The sequence below is a fragment of the Pseudomonas marincola genome, assembly GCF_900682675.2.
Classification (GTDB): Bacteria; Pseudomonadota; Gammaproteobacteria; order Pseudomonadales; family Pseudomonadaceae; genus Aquipseudomonas; species Aquipseudomonas marincola.
In genome coordinates this window covers 4,152,230-4,168,672 of the sequence record NZ_LR215729.2, presented here as the reverse complement: position 1 = coordinate 4,168,672, position 16,443 = coordinate 4,152,230, and the positions used below count along the sequence as shown (strand labels likewise).

General features: G+C 57.0%; 11 protein-coding genes. 1 reads left to right on the top strand and 10 read right to left on the bottom strand.

Annotation, left to right across the window (positions count from 1 at the left end; translation table 11 throughout):
- Positions 1-54 precede the first annotated feature (54 nt).
- The 9 genes from adeC to PMYSY11_RS19070 all read right to left on the bottom strand — a co-directional run bounded on the left by adeC (position 55) and on the right by PMYSY11_RS19070 (position 13,581).
- Positions 55-1,491, bottom strand: coding sequence for an AdeC/AdeK/OprM family multidrug efflux complex outer membrane factor (gene adeC, locus PMYSY11_RS19110; protein WP_150547746.1), 1,437 nt, complete (start codon positions 1,489-1,491; stop codon positions 55-57).
- Positions 1,488-4,622, bottom strand: coding sequence for an efflux RND transporter permease subunit (locus tag PMYSY11_RS19105; protein ID WP_090509298.1), 3,135 nt, complete (start codon positions 4,620-4,622; stop codon positions 1,488-1,490). Before PMYSY11_RS19105 ends, adeC begins: the two co-directional genes overlap by 4 nt.
- A gap of 12 nt (positions 4,623-4,634) precedes the next feature.
- A complete protein-coding gene (locus PMYSY11_RS19100; protein WP_150547745.1) occupies positions 4,635-5,813 on the bottom strand; it encodes an efflux RND transporter periplasmic adaptor subunit in 1,179 nt (392 codons plus the stop codon).
- Between the two features lie 383 nt (positions 5,814-6,196).
- A complete protein-coding gene (locus PMYSY11_RS19095) occupies positions 6,197-7,867 on the bottom strand; it encodes an arylsulfatase (RefSeq protein WP_239655505.1) in 1,671 nt (556 codons plus the stop codon).
- 128 nt (positions 7,868-7,995) lie between these two features.
- A complete protein-coding gene (locus tag PMYSY11_RS19090; protein ID WP_150547744.1) occupies positions 7,996-8,994 on the bottom strand; it encodes an HAD family hydrolase in 999 nt (332 codons plus the stop codon).
- Between the two features lie 483 nt (positions 8,995-9,477).
- The gene (locus PMYSY11_RS19085) at positions 9,478-10,341 is read right to left on the bottom strand and encodes a glycine betaine ABC transporter substrate-binding protein (protein WP_069898211.1); all 864 of its coding nucleotides are present in this window, start codon (positions 10,339-10,341) and stop codon (positions 9,478-9,480) included.
- 186 nt (positions 10,342-10,527) lie between these two features.
- On the bottom strand, positions 10,528-11,472 hold the full coding sequence (locus PMYSY11_RS19080) for a choline ABC transporter substrate-binding protein (protein ID WP_069898210.1): 945 nt from the start codon (positions 11,470-11,472) through the stop codon (positions 10,528-10,530).
- A 29-nt stretch (positions 11,473-11,501) separates the two neighbouring features.
- Entirely contained in the window at positions 11,502-12,383 is an 882-nt protein-coding gene (locus PMYSY11_RS19075; protein ID WP_069898209.1) for an ABC transporter permease, read from the bottom strand.
- 1 nt (position 12,384) lies between these two features.
- Positions 12,385-13,581: a quaternary amine ABC transporter ATP-binding protein gene (locus tag PMYSY11_RS19070; protein WP_150547743.1), complete on the bottom strand. Its 1,197-nt coding sequence runs from the start codon at positions 13,579-13,581 to the stop codon at positions 12,385-12,387.
- A 1,048-nt stretch (positions 13,582-14,629) separates the two neighbouring features.
- Here PMYSY11_RS19070 and PMYSY11_RS19065 point away from each other — a divergent pair.
- Positions 14,630-15,316: a hypothetical protein gene (locus tag PMYSY11_RS19065; protein WP_197737960.1), complete on the top strand. Its 687-nt coding sequence runs from the start codon at positions 14,630-14,632 to the stop codon at positions 15,314-15,316.
- A gap of 143 nt (positions 15,317-15,459) precedes the next feature.
- On the opposite strand, the gene PMYSY11_RS19060 is transcribed toward PMYSY11_RS19065, so the two are convergent.
- Entirely contained in the window at positions 15,460-16,317 is an 858-nt protein-coding gene (locus PMYSY11_RS19060) for a glycine betaine ABC transporter substrate-binding protein (RefSeq protein WP_150547742.1), read from the bottom strand.
- Between the last annotated feature and the right edge of the window lie 126 nt (positions 16,318-16,443).

The window sequence follows — 16,443 nt, the reverse complement described above, 5'->3', positions numbered from 1 at the left end:
CGTGGTTAAAACAAAAAAACGCAGCCTCGGCTGCGTTTTTTGTTTGCGCGGGTATCAGTCGCCCGGCCTTGAGCCGTCCGCCTGTTCGCTGCCCGGTTGCCAGCCACCGCCGAGCGCCTTGTACAGATTGACCTCGCTCGAAAGCTGCGCGAGCCGGTCGTTGATCAGGTCTTGTCGCACCTGAAACAACTGTCGCTGAGCGTCAAGCAGGACCAGATAGCTGTCTACGCCGCCGCGATAACGCCGCTCGGCCAAGGTGTAATATTGCTCAGTGGTGCTCAGCAATTGCTGCTGGGCATCAAGTTGTTCGCGGTAGGTCTGGCGCGCGGTGAGGCCATCCGAGACTTCCTGAAAGGCCTGCTGAATGGCCTTTTCGTACTGCGCAATTTGGCTGTTCTTCTCGATCTCCGCGACATCCAGCGACGCCTGCAAGCGCCCGGCGGTGAAGATCGGCAGATTGATTTCAGGTTGGAACAACCAGGTGCCGGTGCCGCTCTGGAGCAAATCGGACAACGACGAACTCATGCTGCCGGCATTGGCGGTCAGGCTGATGCTCGGGAAGAATGCGGCCCGTGCCGCGCCGATGTTGGCATTGGCGGCCTTTAGCTGGTGCTCGGTCTGGAGAATATCCGGACGTCGTTGCAGCAATTGCGAGGGCAGCCCGGCAGGCACTTCGGTGAGCAGGGTGTCGGTGAGCGGCAAGCTGGCTGGCAAGTCTTGCGGGATCGGGCCGCCGAGTAACACCGCGAGGGCGTTTTGATCCTGCGCCACTAAACGCCGATATTGCGCGCGCGCAACCTTGGCGCCGTCGAGCGCTGTCTTCGCCTGGCTCAAGTCGATTGCCGAGGCCGCACCGGCGTCAACACTGCGTTTGGTCAGGTCATAGCTGCGCTGGTAGGCGGTCAGCGTCTGCTCGGTCAGATCAAGCTGGAGGCGGTCGGCCTCAAGCGTGAACCAGGCGTTGGCGACACTGGCGATCAGGCTGATACGTACACCTTGTTGCGCCTCGATAGTCGCAAAGTACTGCTCCAGCGCGGCCTGATTGAGGCTGCGCAGGCGACCGAAGAAGTCCAGTTCCCATGCACTCACACCCAGCGTGGCGCTGTACTGGCTGCTGATCGAACTCTCGCCCGACTGATTGATTCCGTCCGGCAAACGCTGGCGCGTACCTGAGCCGTTGGCGTCGAGCTGCGGATACAGCTGCGAGCGCTGAATCCGGTACTGCGCCTGATAAGACTCGACATTAAGCGCTGCCACGCGCAGGTCGCGGTTATTGTTCAACGCGTTATCTATCAGTTTGACCAGCGCCGGGTCTTTGAAAAATCCGCGCCAGTCGCCCAATTCCGCCGCCTGCGTCGATGTGCCTGACGGATAGCTGTCTGCCGCTGGCCAAGCGTTATCTACCGGCGCAGCTGGCTGGTTGTATTCAGGGTTCATCGAGCAACCGCTGATCAACGCCAGTGTCAGCACGCTCAAGGCAAACTTGTTCATGGCTGCACCTCGGTTTGCACAGGCGCGGGTTTTTCTTTCGGTTTGAACCACGAGCTGATCAACACGAAGAACAACGGCACCCAGAAAATCGCCAGCACGGTTGCGCTGAGCATCCCGCCAATAACCCCGGTACCGATGGCATGCTGACTGCCAGCGCCCGCGCCGGAAGAGATGGCCAAAGGCACCACGCCGAGAATGAAGGCCAGCGAGGTCATGATGATCGGGCGTAAACGCATCCGGCAGGCTTCAAGTGCAGAGTCGACCAGGCTTTTGCCGCTGTCGTGCAGTTCCTTGGCGAACTCGATAATCAGAATCGCGTTCTTGGCTGCCAGGCCAATTGTGGTGAGCAGGCCCACCTGGAAGAACACATCGTTGGACAGCCCGCGCATGCTGGTGGCCAGCAGTGCGCCGACAATCCCCAGTGGCACCACCAGCAACACCGCCAGCGGAATCGTCCAGCTCTCGTAGAGCGCCGCAAGACAGAGGAACACGAAGATCATCGACAAGGCGTACAGTGCGGGCGCTTGCGAGCCCGACAAGCGTTCCTCGAAGGAGATGCCGGTCCATGAATAGCCGACGCCTTTGGGCAGTTCTGCGGCCATTTCTTCCATTGCCTGCATCGCATCGCCGGTGCTGTAGCCCTCGGCGGGTGAGCCGAGAATTTCCATCGCCGAGACCCCGTTGTAGCGTTGCAGTTTCGGTGAGCCGGAAATCCACGTACCGCCGGCGAATGCGCTGAACGGTACCATCTTGCCTTCGCTGTTGCGCACGTACCATTTGTTCAGGTCTTCGGGGGCCATCCGCGCCGCGGCTTCGCCTTGCAGGTAGACCTTTTTCACCCGGCCTTTGTCGATAAAGTCGTTCACGTAGCTGGAGCCCCAGGCAATCGACAACGTGTCGTTGATGTCACTCAGGCTCAGGCCCAATGCACGGGCGCGCTCGTCGTCGATGAGCAATTGATATTGCGGCTCATCGCGCAGGCCGTTGGCCCGCACACCGCTCAGCTTGGGGTTTTCCCGGGCCATTTTGAGTAATTGGTCGCGGGCCTCGTTCATCACTTCATGGCCGACACCTGCGCGGTCTTGCAGGTACATATCAAAACCACTGGCGTTGCCCAGCTCGCGGATCGCGGGCGGTGCAAAGGCGAAAACCATCGCATCGGTGATCGTGTGGAAGCGCTGCTGCGCACGGTCAACCAGGCTGAATACGCTGTTCACCTCGCCCGGCCGTTCATCCCAAGGCTTCAGGGTGACAAACGCCATGCCCGAGCTTTGCCCGCGACCGGCGAAGTTGAAGCCGGTAACGCTGAACACCGACTCGACAATATCGCCTTCCTCATCAAGCAGGTAATCACGCACCTGATCGACAATTTCCTTGGTGCGCGCGGTACTTGAACCGGACGGTGTTTGCACTTGCGCGTAGAACGAACCCTGATCTTCTTCTGGCAGGAACGCGGTCGGGATGCGGCTGAACATCCAGGCCATGATGCACAGGATCAGGCCGTACAGAATCAGGTACGGCAGCTTGTGCTTGAGGATTCCGCCCACGCTGCGCTCATAGCCGCTTACGCCGCGCTCGAAGGTGCGGTTGAACCAGCCAAAGAAACCGCGCTTGGTATGAACCTCGCCGTTTATCGGCTTGAGCATTGTGGCGCACAGCGCTGGCGTGAAGATCAGCGCCACCAGCACCGAAAGGGTCATGGCGGCGACAATGGTGATCGAGAACTGGCGGTAGATAACCCCGGTGGAGCCGCCGAAGAATGCCATTGGCAAGAACACCGCCGACAACACCAGCGCAATGCCGACCAGAGCGCCCTGAATCTGCCCCATCGACTTGCGCGTGGCTTCGAGCGGCGAGAGCTTGTCTTCTGCCATTACCCGCTCGACGTTTTCCACCACCACGATGGCATCGTCCACCAGCAAGCCAATCGCCAGCACCATGCCGAACATGGTCAGGGTATTGATGCTGAAACCGAATGCATCGAGCACCGCAAACGTGCCCAGCAGCACCACCGGCACCGCCAGCGTCGGGATTAATGTGGCGCGGAAGTTCTGCAGGAACAGGTACATCACGCAGAACACCAACACGATGGCTTCCATGAGGGTGTAAATCACTTCCTCGATGGAGCCGGCAATCACCGGCGTGGTGTCGTTGGGGTAAACGATTTCCAGACCTTCGGGGAAGAACGGTTCAAGGTCTTTGAGGGTGCTGCGAATAGCGGCCGAGGTTTCCAGCGCGTTGGCACCCGTCGCCAGTTTGATCGCCATACCCGCAGCCTGCTTGCCGTTGTATTCGGCCGAGGTGCTGTAGTTTTCGCCGCCAAGCTCAACCTTGGCGACATCGCCGAGGCGAACCTGCGAGCCGTCCGTGTTGACCTTGATCAGAATGTTTTCGAATTGCTCGGGCGTTTGCAGGCGCGTCTTGCCGATGATGGTGGCGTTCAGTTGCTGGCCGGCCTGCGCCGGTAACTGGCCCAGCTGGCCCGATGAAACCTGAACGTTCTGCGCCTGAATCGCGGTTTTGACGTCGACTGGCGTCAGTTGGTAATTGTTCAGGCTTTCCGGATTGAGCCAGATCCGCATGGCGTACTGCGCACCGAAGATCTGGAAGTCGCCCACGCCCTTGGCGCGCAGCAGCGGGTCCTGAATATTGGTGACGATATAGTCGGCCAGATCGTTGCGATCCATGCTGCCGTCTTTCGAGACCACACCCACAATCATCAGGAAGTTACGCACCGCCTTGGTCACCCGAATGCCTTGCTGCTGCACTTCTTGCGGCAGCAGCGGGGTGGCCAGTTGCAGCTTGTTTTGCACTTGCACCTGCGCGGTGTCGGCATCGGTGCCCTGATCGAATGTCGCGGTAATGCTCATGCTGCCATCGGAGTTACTCTCCGATGAGATATAGCGCAGATTATCGAGCCCGTTGAGTTGCTGCTCGATCACCTGCACCACCGTATCCTGCACGGTTTGCGCCGATGCGCCGGGGTAGTTGACGCTGATGCCAATGGCTGGCGCGGCAATGTTCGGGTACTGGTTGATCGGCAGATTGAGGATGGCCAGGCTGCCGACCAGCATGATCATCAGCGCGATTACCCAGGCAAAGATTGGCCTGTCGATGAAAAAACGAGACATACGTGCCGCTCCTTATTGAGGGTCAGCGGCAGCTGCCGGCAGGGATGCAGGTTCGGCCTCAGATTCGGCCTCGGGAGTCGTTTCCTGACTTTCTTTGACGTTCTGCGCGGGAACCGGATTGACCGTGTCGCCAGGGCGGATGTACTGCAAACCCTCGGTGATCAGACGGTCGCCATCCTTGAGGCCGGCACTTACCAGCCACTTGTTGCCGGAGGTACTGTGCGTGGTGATGGAGCGGCGCACGACCTTGTTGTCGGCATCGACCAGCATTGCCACCGGCTCGCCCTTGTTGTCCCGTGTGATGCCCTGTTGCGGCGCCAGAATGGCTTGCTTGCGCACACCACTGATCAGGCGCGTGTGCACGAACATACCGGGCAGAAGCAGGCGGTCCGGATTGGGGAAGATGGCCCGCAAGGTCACGGAACCGGTGGTTTCATCCACCGAGACCTCGGCGAATTGCAACGTGCCCGGATGCTCGTAAACACTGCCGTCTGGCAACAGCAGTTCAGCTTGCGCCTGATTCTTGCCGGCTTTTTCCAGCTCGCCGTTGGCCAGCGCCGTGCGCAGCGCCAGTTGGTCTTTAATTGACTGAGTGACGTCGACGTAGATCGGGTCGAGTTGCTGGATTGTCGCCAGGCTGTTGCTCTGGCCGTTGGTGACCAGTGCGCCTTCGGTGATTGCCGAGCGCCCTATGCGCCCGCTGATAGGCGCCGATATCTTGCTGTAACGCAGGTTGATCCGGGCCTGTTCGGCTGCCGCTTCTGCTTCAAGGCTGGCGGCGCGGGCCTCTTCGTAATCCTGACGGCTCACCGCCTGGCTTTCGACCAGCAACTGGTAGCGTTTGGCCTTGGCCTGGCTAGACACCAGCGTGGCTTGTGCACTTTTCAGGGCGGCCTGATAAGTGGCCGGGTCGATCTGGTAAAGCACCTGGCCGGCCTTTACGTCACGGCCTTCTTCGAACAGGCGCTTTTGGATAATGCCATCGACTTGCGGGCGAACTTCAGCGCTGCGCATGGCGGCGGTGCGCCCCGGCAGTTCTACTTTCTGCTCGAAAGGTTGCGCCTTGAGGGTGACGATGCCGACTTGCTGGGCGCCTTTTTGCGCCGGTTCGCTGGCATCTTCGCAGCCGCCAAGCGTCACGCCGAGCGCAATCAGAGTGAACAGGAAAAGGGGTCTGAAGTTGCGCTGCATGAACTGCTCTCCGTTGCATGGGTTCGGCAAGCCCGGTGCAGGGTCTGACGCAGTCACGAACTCCAACGTAGCGAAAGGCAAGTGTTAACGGCTCTCAACGGGCGAGGGCAAGCGTCATGATCTCGCGATCAATGCTTTCGTGGTTGGCGCAATGGGTTCAGATGCTCCGGGGCGGCAAATTCGCCAGCCAAAATAGTGTCTTCAAATAGTGCTGGGCGATTATTCTGGCCATATTGTTGACTACGTCAACCATGTTTACAGATTACTGACTTTTTCAGGCCTTGTTCATGTGGAACCAAGGGCCCTGCATGCCCTATGTGTGCTGTGTTCAGGCATAAAAAATGCCGCCCAATCGGCGGCATTTTTATTGTTTCAAAGGTGTATCAGTTGCTGCTACCACGAATGTTTTGCATTTTTTGCATGGCACCATCAATGGCTTTCTTCATGCTGAGCGTGTCAGCACCCTGGCTCGGCGGGTAGTCCGATAGGCTCTTCAGGTGCGCCGCCATGAAAGGCACCGCAGCTGTAGGCGCCCAGAGCTTCTGGGCAACGAATTTACGCCCGGCGTAGCCAAACTCCTCGGAATCCGGCGTGACCTTTTCCATCGGGTCCATCAGCAGGTTCACAATATACGGCACGCTCGGGTATGACTTCTCGTCGAACCAGTTGCCGTTATGCTTGACCCCGATGTGCATCTTCCAGGCATCTACGCGAACGGCCATCAAATCGGTTTCGTCGTAGTAGAAGATCTCACGGCGTGCCGACTTGTCAGATTTACCTGTCCAGTAGTCGAGGTTGTTGTAGCCATCGAGATGCACCTTGTAGTTGGTGCCGTTCATTTTGTAGCCGCTGAGCAGGTCATCTTTCAGCTTCGGCAAGCCTGCTGCTGCAGCCAGTGAAACGAACAGGTCTTCATGGCTCTGGATACCGTTGCCTTCACGCCCTGCTGGGATATGCCCCGGCCATTTGATCAGCGCTGGAACCCGTACACCGCCTTCCCATGTTGTGCCTTTCTCGCCACGGAACGGGGCGTAGCCACCATCTGGGTAATACATGAACTCATTACCGTTATCGGTGCTGTAGACCACGATGGTGTTGTCTTCAATGCCCAGGTCTTTGATCTTTTGCAGGATCATGCCGACCTGATCGTCGTGCTCAAGCATTCTGGCGCGAACCAGATCTTCTTCGGCGCGGCCTTCATCCACCGCTCTCTGGATAAATTCCTTTCGCGGGTGCGACCAGATGTGGATTGCAGTGGAGTTGAACCAGAGGAAGAACGGCTTATCGCCTTTGCCAACCTTGTCCATGTACTTGAGCGTTGCGTCGGTCACTTCCTGGTCGATGGTCTCCATCCGCTTACGGGTCAGAGGACCGGTGTCTTCGATTTTCTGTTTGCCGACGCGGCCGAATTTAGGGTCTTCGGTTGGGTCATCGGTGTCAGTTGCCCAAGTGTGTAGAACACCGCGAGGGCCGTATTTCTTCAGGTAGTCAGGGTTTTTCTGGCCCGGGTAATCGAGCTGCTCCGGTTCTTCCTCAGCATTGAGGTGATAAAGGTTGCCAAACCATTCATCGAAGCCGTGCACCGTCGGCAGGAACTCGTTGCGGTCGCCCAAGTGGTTCTTGCCGAACTGAGCGGTGGCATAACCCTGGGATTTCATGACCTCGGCCAGGGTCGGGTCGCTGGCCTGAATGCCGCGCTTGGAGCCCGGAATGCCAATGGTTGTCATACCAGTGCGCACGGGCATTTGCCCGGTGATAAACGCGGCGCGGCCAGCGGTGCAACTCGGTTGCCCGTAATGGTCGGTGAAAATCATGCCGTTCTTGGCAATCGAGTCGATGTTCGGGGTGTGGCCCATCATACCGTGGGTGTAGGCACCCACGTTCCACATGCCAATGTCGTCACCCCAGATGACCACGATGTTGGGCTTTTTCTGGGAGCTGTCGGAAGCGGGTTGATCGGCTGCCATCGAAGGCGCAACCATGCCCAGCCATGCCGAACCCAGCAACATCATCGACAAGGCGAACCTGCCGAGTTGCGGTTTTTTAATACTCATTACCCAAACTCCCTCATGACCTAAGTCGAATACTTGCTGCAATTTCAGCAGGTTGAATCTAGTAAACATTGGGGCCATTGCAAGGCGCTGCCAGAGATTTACACGGGCTCTGGCACCGGGGCTGCGGATTACTTGTCGAATGGATAAATGCGTTTCCATTCGGTGGCCATGTCGACCACTGTCCAGTCGTGCGCCTTGGCTTCATCCAGCGCCTTGTTCAGCTTGCCAATCTTGCTGTCGCGGTCGTATGCCCACTCGCGCTCAGCGTCGGTGTGGTGCACCAAACCTGCAAAGCGCTTGCCGGTGCCAGCGGCTGTCCACTGCAACATTTGCAGGTCGCCGTCGGAGTTGCCGAACGCCATAATCGGACGGCGACCAATAATCGACTGGATGCTCACCGGCTTGCCCGGGCCATCGTCATTGTGTAGCAGCTTGGGCTGACGCAGGATCGACAGTTGGCCATCCTGGTCCTGAAACTCGGTGGCGAATGTGGTGCCGATAACCTGCTCAGGCGGAATGCCGTAAACCTCTTCGGCGAAGGCGCGCATGAACTCCACCTCGCCACCGGAAACGATGTAGGTTTTGAAGCCGTTGTCACGCAGGTACGCAAGCAGTTCCAGCATCGGCTGGTAGACCATCTCGCTGTAGGGTTTGCCGGACTTTGGATGCTTGGCACTTGCCAGCCAGCGTTTTGCATTCTTATCAAAGTCCTCTGTGTTGATGCCGGTGTGGGTCGTTACCAGAATTTCCTTGAGGCTATCCATGCCGCCAGCGGCCAGTGTTTTCTGGTCATCTTCCAGCACTGCCTTGAACGGCTGTTGTTGCTTCCACTCAGGGTGCTCTGGCGCCATGCGTTTTACTTCGGCAAGTGCGAATAGCAGTTGGAAGTACATCGGCTGTTCGCTCCACAGTGTGCCGTCGTTATCGAACACGGCAATGCGTTCGGCTGGCGGTACAAAGTCCTTGCTGCCATCTTCCGTCACCGCCTGCACAAAGGTTTCTATAGCTTTGCGAGAAGGGCCCTCATTCCAGGATGGCAGCGGCTCGGCCGCCTGAGCCAGTAGCGGCAGTACCAACAGCAAAGACACGACAAAGCGAAGCTGAAACATAGAGGCGAAACGATTCATATAGGCGATCCTGATGTAACCGATTTTGGTGATCACTGACCTGCGAAGCGCAGCCTCAGCCGAGATTCGATCAGTAGTTTTCAAGCGCGAATGAGCAAGCGACTGATGCCTGTTTTTACAGGTCATTTTGCAACAACATTAGTAGCTGCTCCGCGAATAGCAAGCCGATTTGCTGGGTTATCAGCCTCAATTAGCTATCCGCTAAAGGCCTGATGCGGCAGAGAAATGTTGTCGCCAACCGAACTCATGGCGTGAGGTGCCGGCCTGTATTGCAACACGCAGTGAGGCAGGCCTTGCGCGGGGCACTATACGTCAGCGGGGTTGTGCGTAATTTCCGAACAGGTGCGCCATTTAACTTTCTCCAGACAGCACAACGCCCCTCATCAAGGGGCGTTGTGCAAGGCATTGCCTGAGTTGCTTGCGGCAAAATTCTCTGGCGGATTACAGCTGCAAATCAGCCATTGAATGGCGCCGCATGCGCACTCACTTCAACCATTCGGCAACACGCTCCGGATTGGCTTCAACCCAGGCTTTAGCCGCCTCGGCAGGCTTGGCGCCGTCACGGATGGCGAGCATCACGCTGCCGACTTCTTCGCCGCTCCAGGAGATGTTCTTGAGGAACGCCGCGGCGTCAGGTGCTTTGCTGGCCAGCTTGGGGTTGGCAACAGTGTCGACATGCTCGGCATCGCCGAAGACGTTCTTCGGGTCTTCGAGGAAGCGCAGTTTCCACTTGGCGAACATCCAGTGCGGAATCCAGCCGGTGACCACGATAGGCTTCTGCGCCTTTTCAGCGCGGGCCAGGGCGATTGCCATACCTGGGCCTGAGCTTGGCAGCAGGTTGAGGTCGAGGTTGTACTCCTTAATTGCATCTTCGGTGCGACGCATTACGCCAGCGCCTGCGTCGATGCCGGTGATGTTGCCGTTGATTTCTTCGCTGTGAGCGTTGAGGTCTTCAATGCTTTTGGCCGCGAAGTATTCCGGCACGATCAGGCCAATCTTGGCGCCTTCATAGTTGGTGCCGAGCACTTCAACCTTGTCCTTGAAGCGCTTGTAGTACTCGCCGTGAGTGACTGGCAGCCAGGCTGAAAGGGTCACGTCGAGGTCGCCACGGGCCACGCCCTGCCACATGATCGCAGGCTCAACCGCCTTGAGTGTAACGTCGTAGCCGAGCTTGCTGCGCAGTACCTCTGCGGCCACGTTGCTCACGGCGATGCTGTCATCCCAGCCGTTTACGTAGCCGATGTTCAGCTCCGGCTTCTCGTCGGCGGCGAAGGCTGTTGCACTGAGGCCGATGGCCAGTGCTGCTACGCCCAGACCCTGCATGCAAAGTTGTTTAAGTTTACCCATGGAATATGCTCCGTCAGTGTGAGTGGCAGTGTGTTGTGGGTGTTCGATGTGAATTGTTTGCAGGCCGGTTGAAGGCTCAACGGCGGCAAAAAGAATGGCCATACAGGCAGGCAAACCCGGCGGGTTTGCGAACACGTCGGGCGCTGACGATGGTTGCATCGAAAGCGCCCGAGTGATGAAGCAGGCTTACAGGCCTACGTATTTCTTCACGGCAGCGGCGCCGTCTTTGCCGTCAAATGTGGTGACGCCCGCGAGCCACTTGTCGAGGGCTTCCGGGTTGGCCTTGATCCACTCTTTGGCGACTTTCTTCGGGTCCTGCTTGTCGAGCACTTTTTCCATCAGCTGGCTTTCGATCTCGACCGAGAACTGCAGATTGTTGAGCAGCTTGCCAACGTTCGGGCAGCGGGCTTCATAGTCAGGCGCTACCACGGTGTAGACCTTGGCTGCGCCGAAGTCCGGACCGAATACGTCATCACCGCCTTCCAGATAGGTGAGGTCATATTGGGTGTTCATCGGGTGCGGTGCCCAGCCCAGGAAAACCACTGGCTGCTTTTTCTTCACGGCGCGTTGCACCTGAACCAGCATGCCCGCTTCGCTGGACTCGACCATGCGGAAGTCGCCCAGACCGTATTGGTCGTTCTTGATCATTTTCTCGATCAACAGGTTGCCGTCGTTGCCCGGCTCAATACCGTAGATCTTGCCGTTGAGCTGATCCTTGAACTTGGCGATGTCCTGAAAGCTTTTCAGGCCCGCTTCGGCAGCATAAGTCGGCACGGCGAGGGTGTACTTGGCGCCTTCAAGGTTGGCCTTGGGCAGTACTTTAACGCCGTCATCCTTGAGGAACGGTTCGATTACCGCGTCCATCGAGGGCGCCCAGTAGCCAAGGAACACATCAATCTGTCCCTTCTTCACGCCGGTGAAAGCGATTGGCACCGAAGCCATTACTTTACGGGTCTTGTAGCCAAGGCCTTCGCTCAGGGTCATGGCGACGCCGGTGGTGGCCGAGATGTCAGCCCAGCCGATTTCCGCGAAGCTGACTTTCTCGCAGCTCTGCGGCTCGGCGGCCATTGCATTCTGGGCGAGGGCGCCGCTCATAAGAGCGACGGCGGCGAGTGTTTTAAATTTTTTCATGGGGTGCTCCATCGTATTGGTCGGGCAATTTATTGGCGTTGTAGTTTTGCGCTTACCCAATTGAACAGGCGGCCGCGATTGGCGGTTTGTGGCGTACCAAAGCTTTCGGTGATGCGGTCGAGAATGATCGCCAGCAGCACAACGGCCATGCCGCTTTCAAAGCCAAGGCCGATATCCAGACGCTGAATACTGGCGAGAACGTCGTTACCCAAGCCACCGGCGCCGACCATCGAGGCGATAATCACCATCGACAGAGCCATCATGATAGTTTGGTTTACACCGGCCATGATCGAAGGCATGGCATTCGGCAGCTGCACCTTGAACAGTAACTGGCGGCCGTTACAGCCGAACGACTGCCCAGCTTCGACAATTTCTTTATTGACCTGACGAATACCCAGGCTGGTGAGACGCACGGCAGGCGGCATGGCGAAGATCACCGTGGCGATAATGCCCGGTACACGGCCAAGGCCGAACAGCATGGCGGCAGGGATCAGATAGACGAACGCCGGCATGGTCTGCATGAAGTCGAGGATCGGTCGGATAACCATCGCCACGCGCTCGCTGCGCGCCGCCCAGATACCCAGTGGAATACCCAGAATCAGGCTGATCAGCGTGGCTGAGAAGGTTAGCCCGAGAGTGACCACGGTCTGCTCCCAGAAGCCGGTCAGCACGATAAGTACAAACGCCACCGCCGTGAAAATTGCGAAACGCAGACCAATGCGCCACAGGCCCAACGCGACAAAAATGCTGATCAGCAGCCACGCAGGCGGGAACATCAGAATGGCTTCAATGCCTTCGGAAAAGCTGCTCACTACATGGCCGATGCTGTCGAACGCACCGCTGTAGTTGTCCAGCAAATGCTGAACCGAATCGTTTACCCAGCTACCCAGGTCGAGTTTTTTATCGCTCATGTCATTCTCCTTGCAGGCGGCTCAGCAGGCTGCCCTTGCTGATTGCACCGGAGTAATGGCCGTCTTCATCGACAACCGGCACGGGTCCATCGCTATCGACCAGACGCTCGATAACCTGCTCCAGTGGCAAGTCGGCCTGCAGCGGCTCGATTTGCATGAGCAGATCGTTTTCGAGGCGTTGTTGCTGGTTTTGGTCATCCAGCAAAGCGATGGTTTCCAGGCTGATCGAACCTTGGAAGTTGTTCTCTTGGTCAACGATAAACGCGTAATGCTGGTCTTGCGCTTGCAGCTCTTCGCTGACCATCTGCGCGTTCGGCGCTTCGCCGTTATGCACGAACAGTGGCACGTTATCAGCCATCAGTTGACCGGCGGTGAGATAGCGGCTGGTGTCGACCGTATCGAAGAAGTTACGCACATATTCGTTGGCCGGGTTGTCGACCAACTCTTGTGGCGTGCCGACCTGAACCAGCTTGCCGCCTTCCATGATGCCGATGCGGTTACCGATACGCATGGCCTCTTCGATGTCGTGCGAGACGAAGATGATGGTGCGGCGGTGAGTCTTTTGCAGCTCAAGCAGTACGTCTTGCATCTCGCGGCGCTTGAGCGGGTCGAGGGCCGAGAAGGCTTCGTCCATGATGATCATCGACGGATTGACTGTTAATGCACGCGCCAAGCCGACACGTTGTTGCATACCACCGGAAAGCTCGTGCGGATGCTTGTTGGCAAAGGTTGCCAGGCCCACTTGCTCAAGCACTTCCATGGCGCGCTCTTCGCGCTCCTTGCGGCCCACACCGGCGACTTCGAGGCCAAAGGCGGCGTTGTCGAGGACGGTACGCGAAGGCATCAAAGCAAAGGACTGAAAGACCATGCTCATGTCGCGACGGCGCAGCTCGATAAGATCGGCCTTGGGCAGTTTTGCGACGTTCTGACCGTCGATGAAAACATCGCCGGCAGAGGGTTCAACAAGGCGGTTGATCAGGCGGATCAAGGTTGATTTGCCCGACCCTGAAAGGCCCATGAGGACAAATATCTCGCCTTCCTCAACGCTGAACGACACATCGCTCACACCAATGACTGATTCTTTTTCAGCAAGAATCTTGTCTTTGCTCCAGCCTTGCTTGAGCAGTTCGATTGCTTCTTGTTCATTCTGGCCAAAAACCTTGTAGAGATTTTTGACTACGATTTTTCCAGACTGCATGGGAGGTTCCCCTTCAGTAGACATCCAAATCAGTTATCGCTGCCCGCACTACACCGAGGCGTCTGCGAGCGATGCCGACTGTTAGTGTCTGTTGGGTTAACTGTATTCATGGGATTGCGACGCGTTTTGCAGTGCCGGGATACCAGTCGCTGCAGCCACGCCATCAGAACTGCGCCATGCTCCCTGTCGGGGTATGGGCGTTGTGAAAACATGTAGTTGCAGCATTCGTATCTCGTGTCTTTGCAAACCGCTATGCAAACCCTATGGCAGTATTATCAAGCTCAATCCATCGGTGAATGTGCACCCCATCCTGGGGTTCATACCTTCAAAATTTCGTCCCATTTACATTCCGAACGGGAGTTCGGTGGGACGGTCAGCGCTCGCTGATTTTCGATTTGGGCGTTTTTACACCCAAAGTCTGGCTGTATAAAAAATGACCAGATCGAAAACGGCTGACTCGACTAAATTGTCTGCAAATTGCTGCGTTTTCCCGCATGCAAATCCGACGTGTTGGGCCCTGACAAAATGTCTGCCGGGTAGAACCTTAACAGACTTTTTGCGCTCGGGTCTAAGGCTGTAAGCCGCGCCGGCTGTGGATTTCAGCCTGTGCTAACGGCTAAGGCTAGGTCTCATGGGGGCTGCGGCGGAATCGAAAAAAATTGAATTTTTTTCGATTCGAAGGGTATTCGACAGCACTTTTCAGGGTTTTTTATTGAATGACCGAACAAAAAACATAGCTGCTGGTTAGGCCAACTGAAGGTAAAAAATCCGATGACTTTTTCGGATAGATCGCTGTAGCCATTTCTATCTGTTTGGTTGTTTTTTGAACAGCTAAAAGGCGTCGTTTGAGCTCGATTTCAGCATGCATGGTTTACTCAATGCTCAAGTTCGTTGCGAATCATCGCCTACAGTGAGTAAGTGCTAGTTTATTCATGCGCGCTGTTACTGCACCTCAGAAGATCAACCCGTACAAGGCCAGTTACTTATGCTCTGTGATTTTTTCCGTAGTCGCGCAATCCCAGCGGCCGCTCTTTTGCTGAGTAGCTCTGTGTGCTGGGCTAACTCGCAAAACAGCAAGGAGGTGCAGAGCCAGAAGCTGGCGGAAGACCCGACCAAGGTTGTTACTCAAATAGGCTTTGGTTACACCGACGAGCTGAAGATTTCCGGTTCGCTGAGTCTCGATCCGGTGAAGAAGATCAATGCAAGCGTCAATCACGATGCCAGTGAGTGGCGTTTGGGTGGCTCATGGTTATTCGATCTCGGCATCCTCAATTTCAGCTTCAGCAAAAAAGAGTTCGACACCGGCAACGATCAGACCAGCTACAGCGTGGGCACCTTTATCCCGTTGAGCGCGTTCGGTATTGAACCGTATGGCTGGCAGATTTTCCCGATGGCCGGCGTCTCCTACAACGAAGGCAATACGGTTTGCGAAGTGAGCAGCGGCCAGTGCGGCACTGTCGACCCGTTTGGTCAGGACTTCGTGACGCTGGCGACCACCAGTACCGGCGCCTATCTCGGGGCGTTTTCGATCAAGCCGCTCAGCGATAAATGGACCCTTCTGGCGTTTGCCGTCGGCTCGGTAGGTACCGACAGCTACTCGGGTCACTTCCTGGGCGCTGGTGTGGGTTACCGCTTCACTCAACAACAATCGGTGAGTACCTACGCTTACACGCAGGACAACACCTACGGCACGGACTCACAGCTTGGCCTCGCTTATCGCTATCAATTTGAATAGCGCCGCGCCAACTGCGAGCGAAACCTGAAAACAACAACGCCCCTCGATGCAGGGGCGTTGTTGTTTAAACGGCATAACCAGCGCTGAGTCGCGTTAGCGCAGAGTTCTCGATACGCCTGCTAAAACTCAGGCTCCAGTCGTGCTTACTTGAGCCACTCGGCCACGCGCTCCGGGTTGGCCTTGATCCAGTCTTTGGCAGCTTCGGCAGGCTCAGCGCCTTCGCGAATTGCCAGCATCACCGAGCCGACTTCTTCACCGCTCCAGGAAATCTTCTTGAGGAAGGCGGCCGCATCCGGAGCTTTGGTTGCCAGCGCCGGGTTGGCGACGGTGTCTACGTGCTCGTCATCACCAAAGACCTTTTTCGGGTCTTCGAGAAAGCGCAGCTTCCACTTGGCGAACATCCAGTGCGGAATCCAGCCGGTGACCACAATCGCGCTCTGGTCTTTCTCTGCCCGCGCCAGCGCAGTTGCCATACCCGGACCTGAGCTTGGCATCAGTTTTACGTCGAGGTTGTATTGCTTAATGGCATCTTCAGTGCGGCGCATCACCCCGGCTCCGGCATCAATACCGGTAATTTTGCCGTCGATGTCCTTGCTGTACTTGTTCAGGTCTTCAATGCTTTTCGCCGCAAAGTAGTCCGGCACGATCAGGCCGATCTTGGCGCCTGCGTAGTTGGTGCCGAGCACCTCAACTTTGTTTTCAAACTTCTTGAAGTACTCGCCGTGAGTGGTCGGAAGCCAGGCGGAGAGGGTTACGTCGAGGTCGCCACGGGCAACGCCCTGCCACATGATGGCGGGCTCTACCGCTTGCAGTTTGACGCTGTAACCGAGCTTGCTCTCCAGCACCTGAGCCGCCACGTTACTGACCGCGACGCTGTCGTCCCAGCCGTTAACGAAGCCGATTTTAAGCTCGGGCTTGTCTGCCGCCATTGCCGTGGTCATGCCAAGGGCCAGTGCCGCAGCGCTCAGGCCTTGAAGATAAAACGATTTGAGTTTACCCATAGGATCTTGCTCCATCTGTGAGAGTGGCAGTTGTTATAGGTTGTTCGGCTCGTTCTGGTTGCGTGCCTCGTTGCTGCTTAGTGCAATTGGCACCGACGATGCCCGGGTTGCGGGTGATGCGCAGGC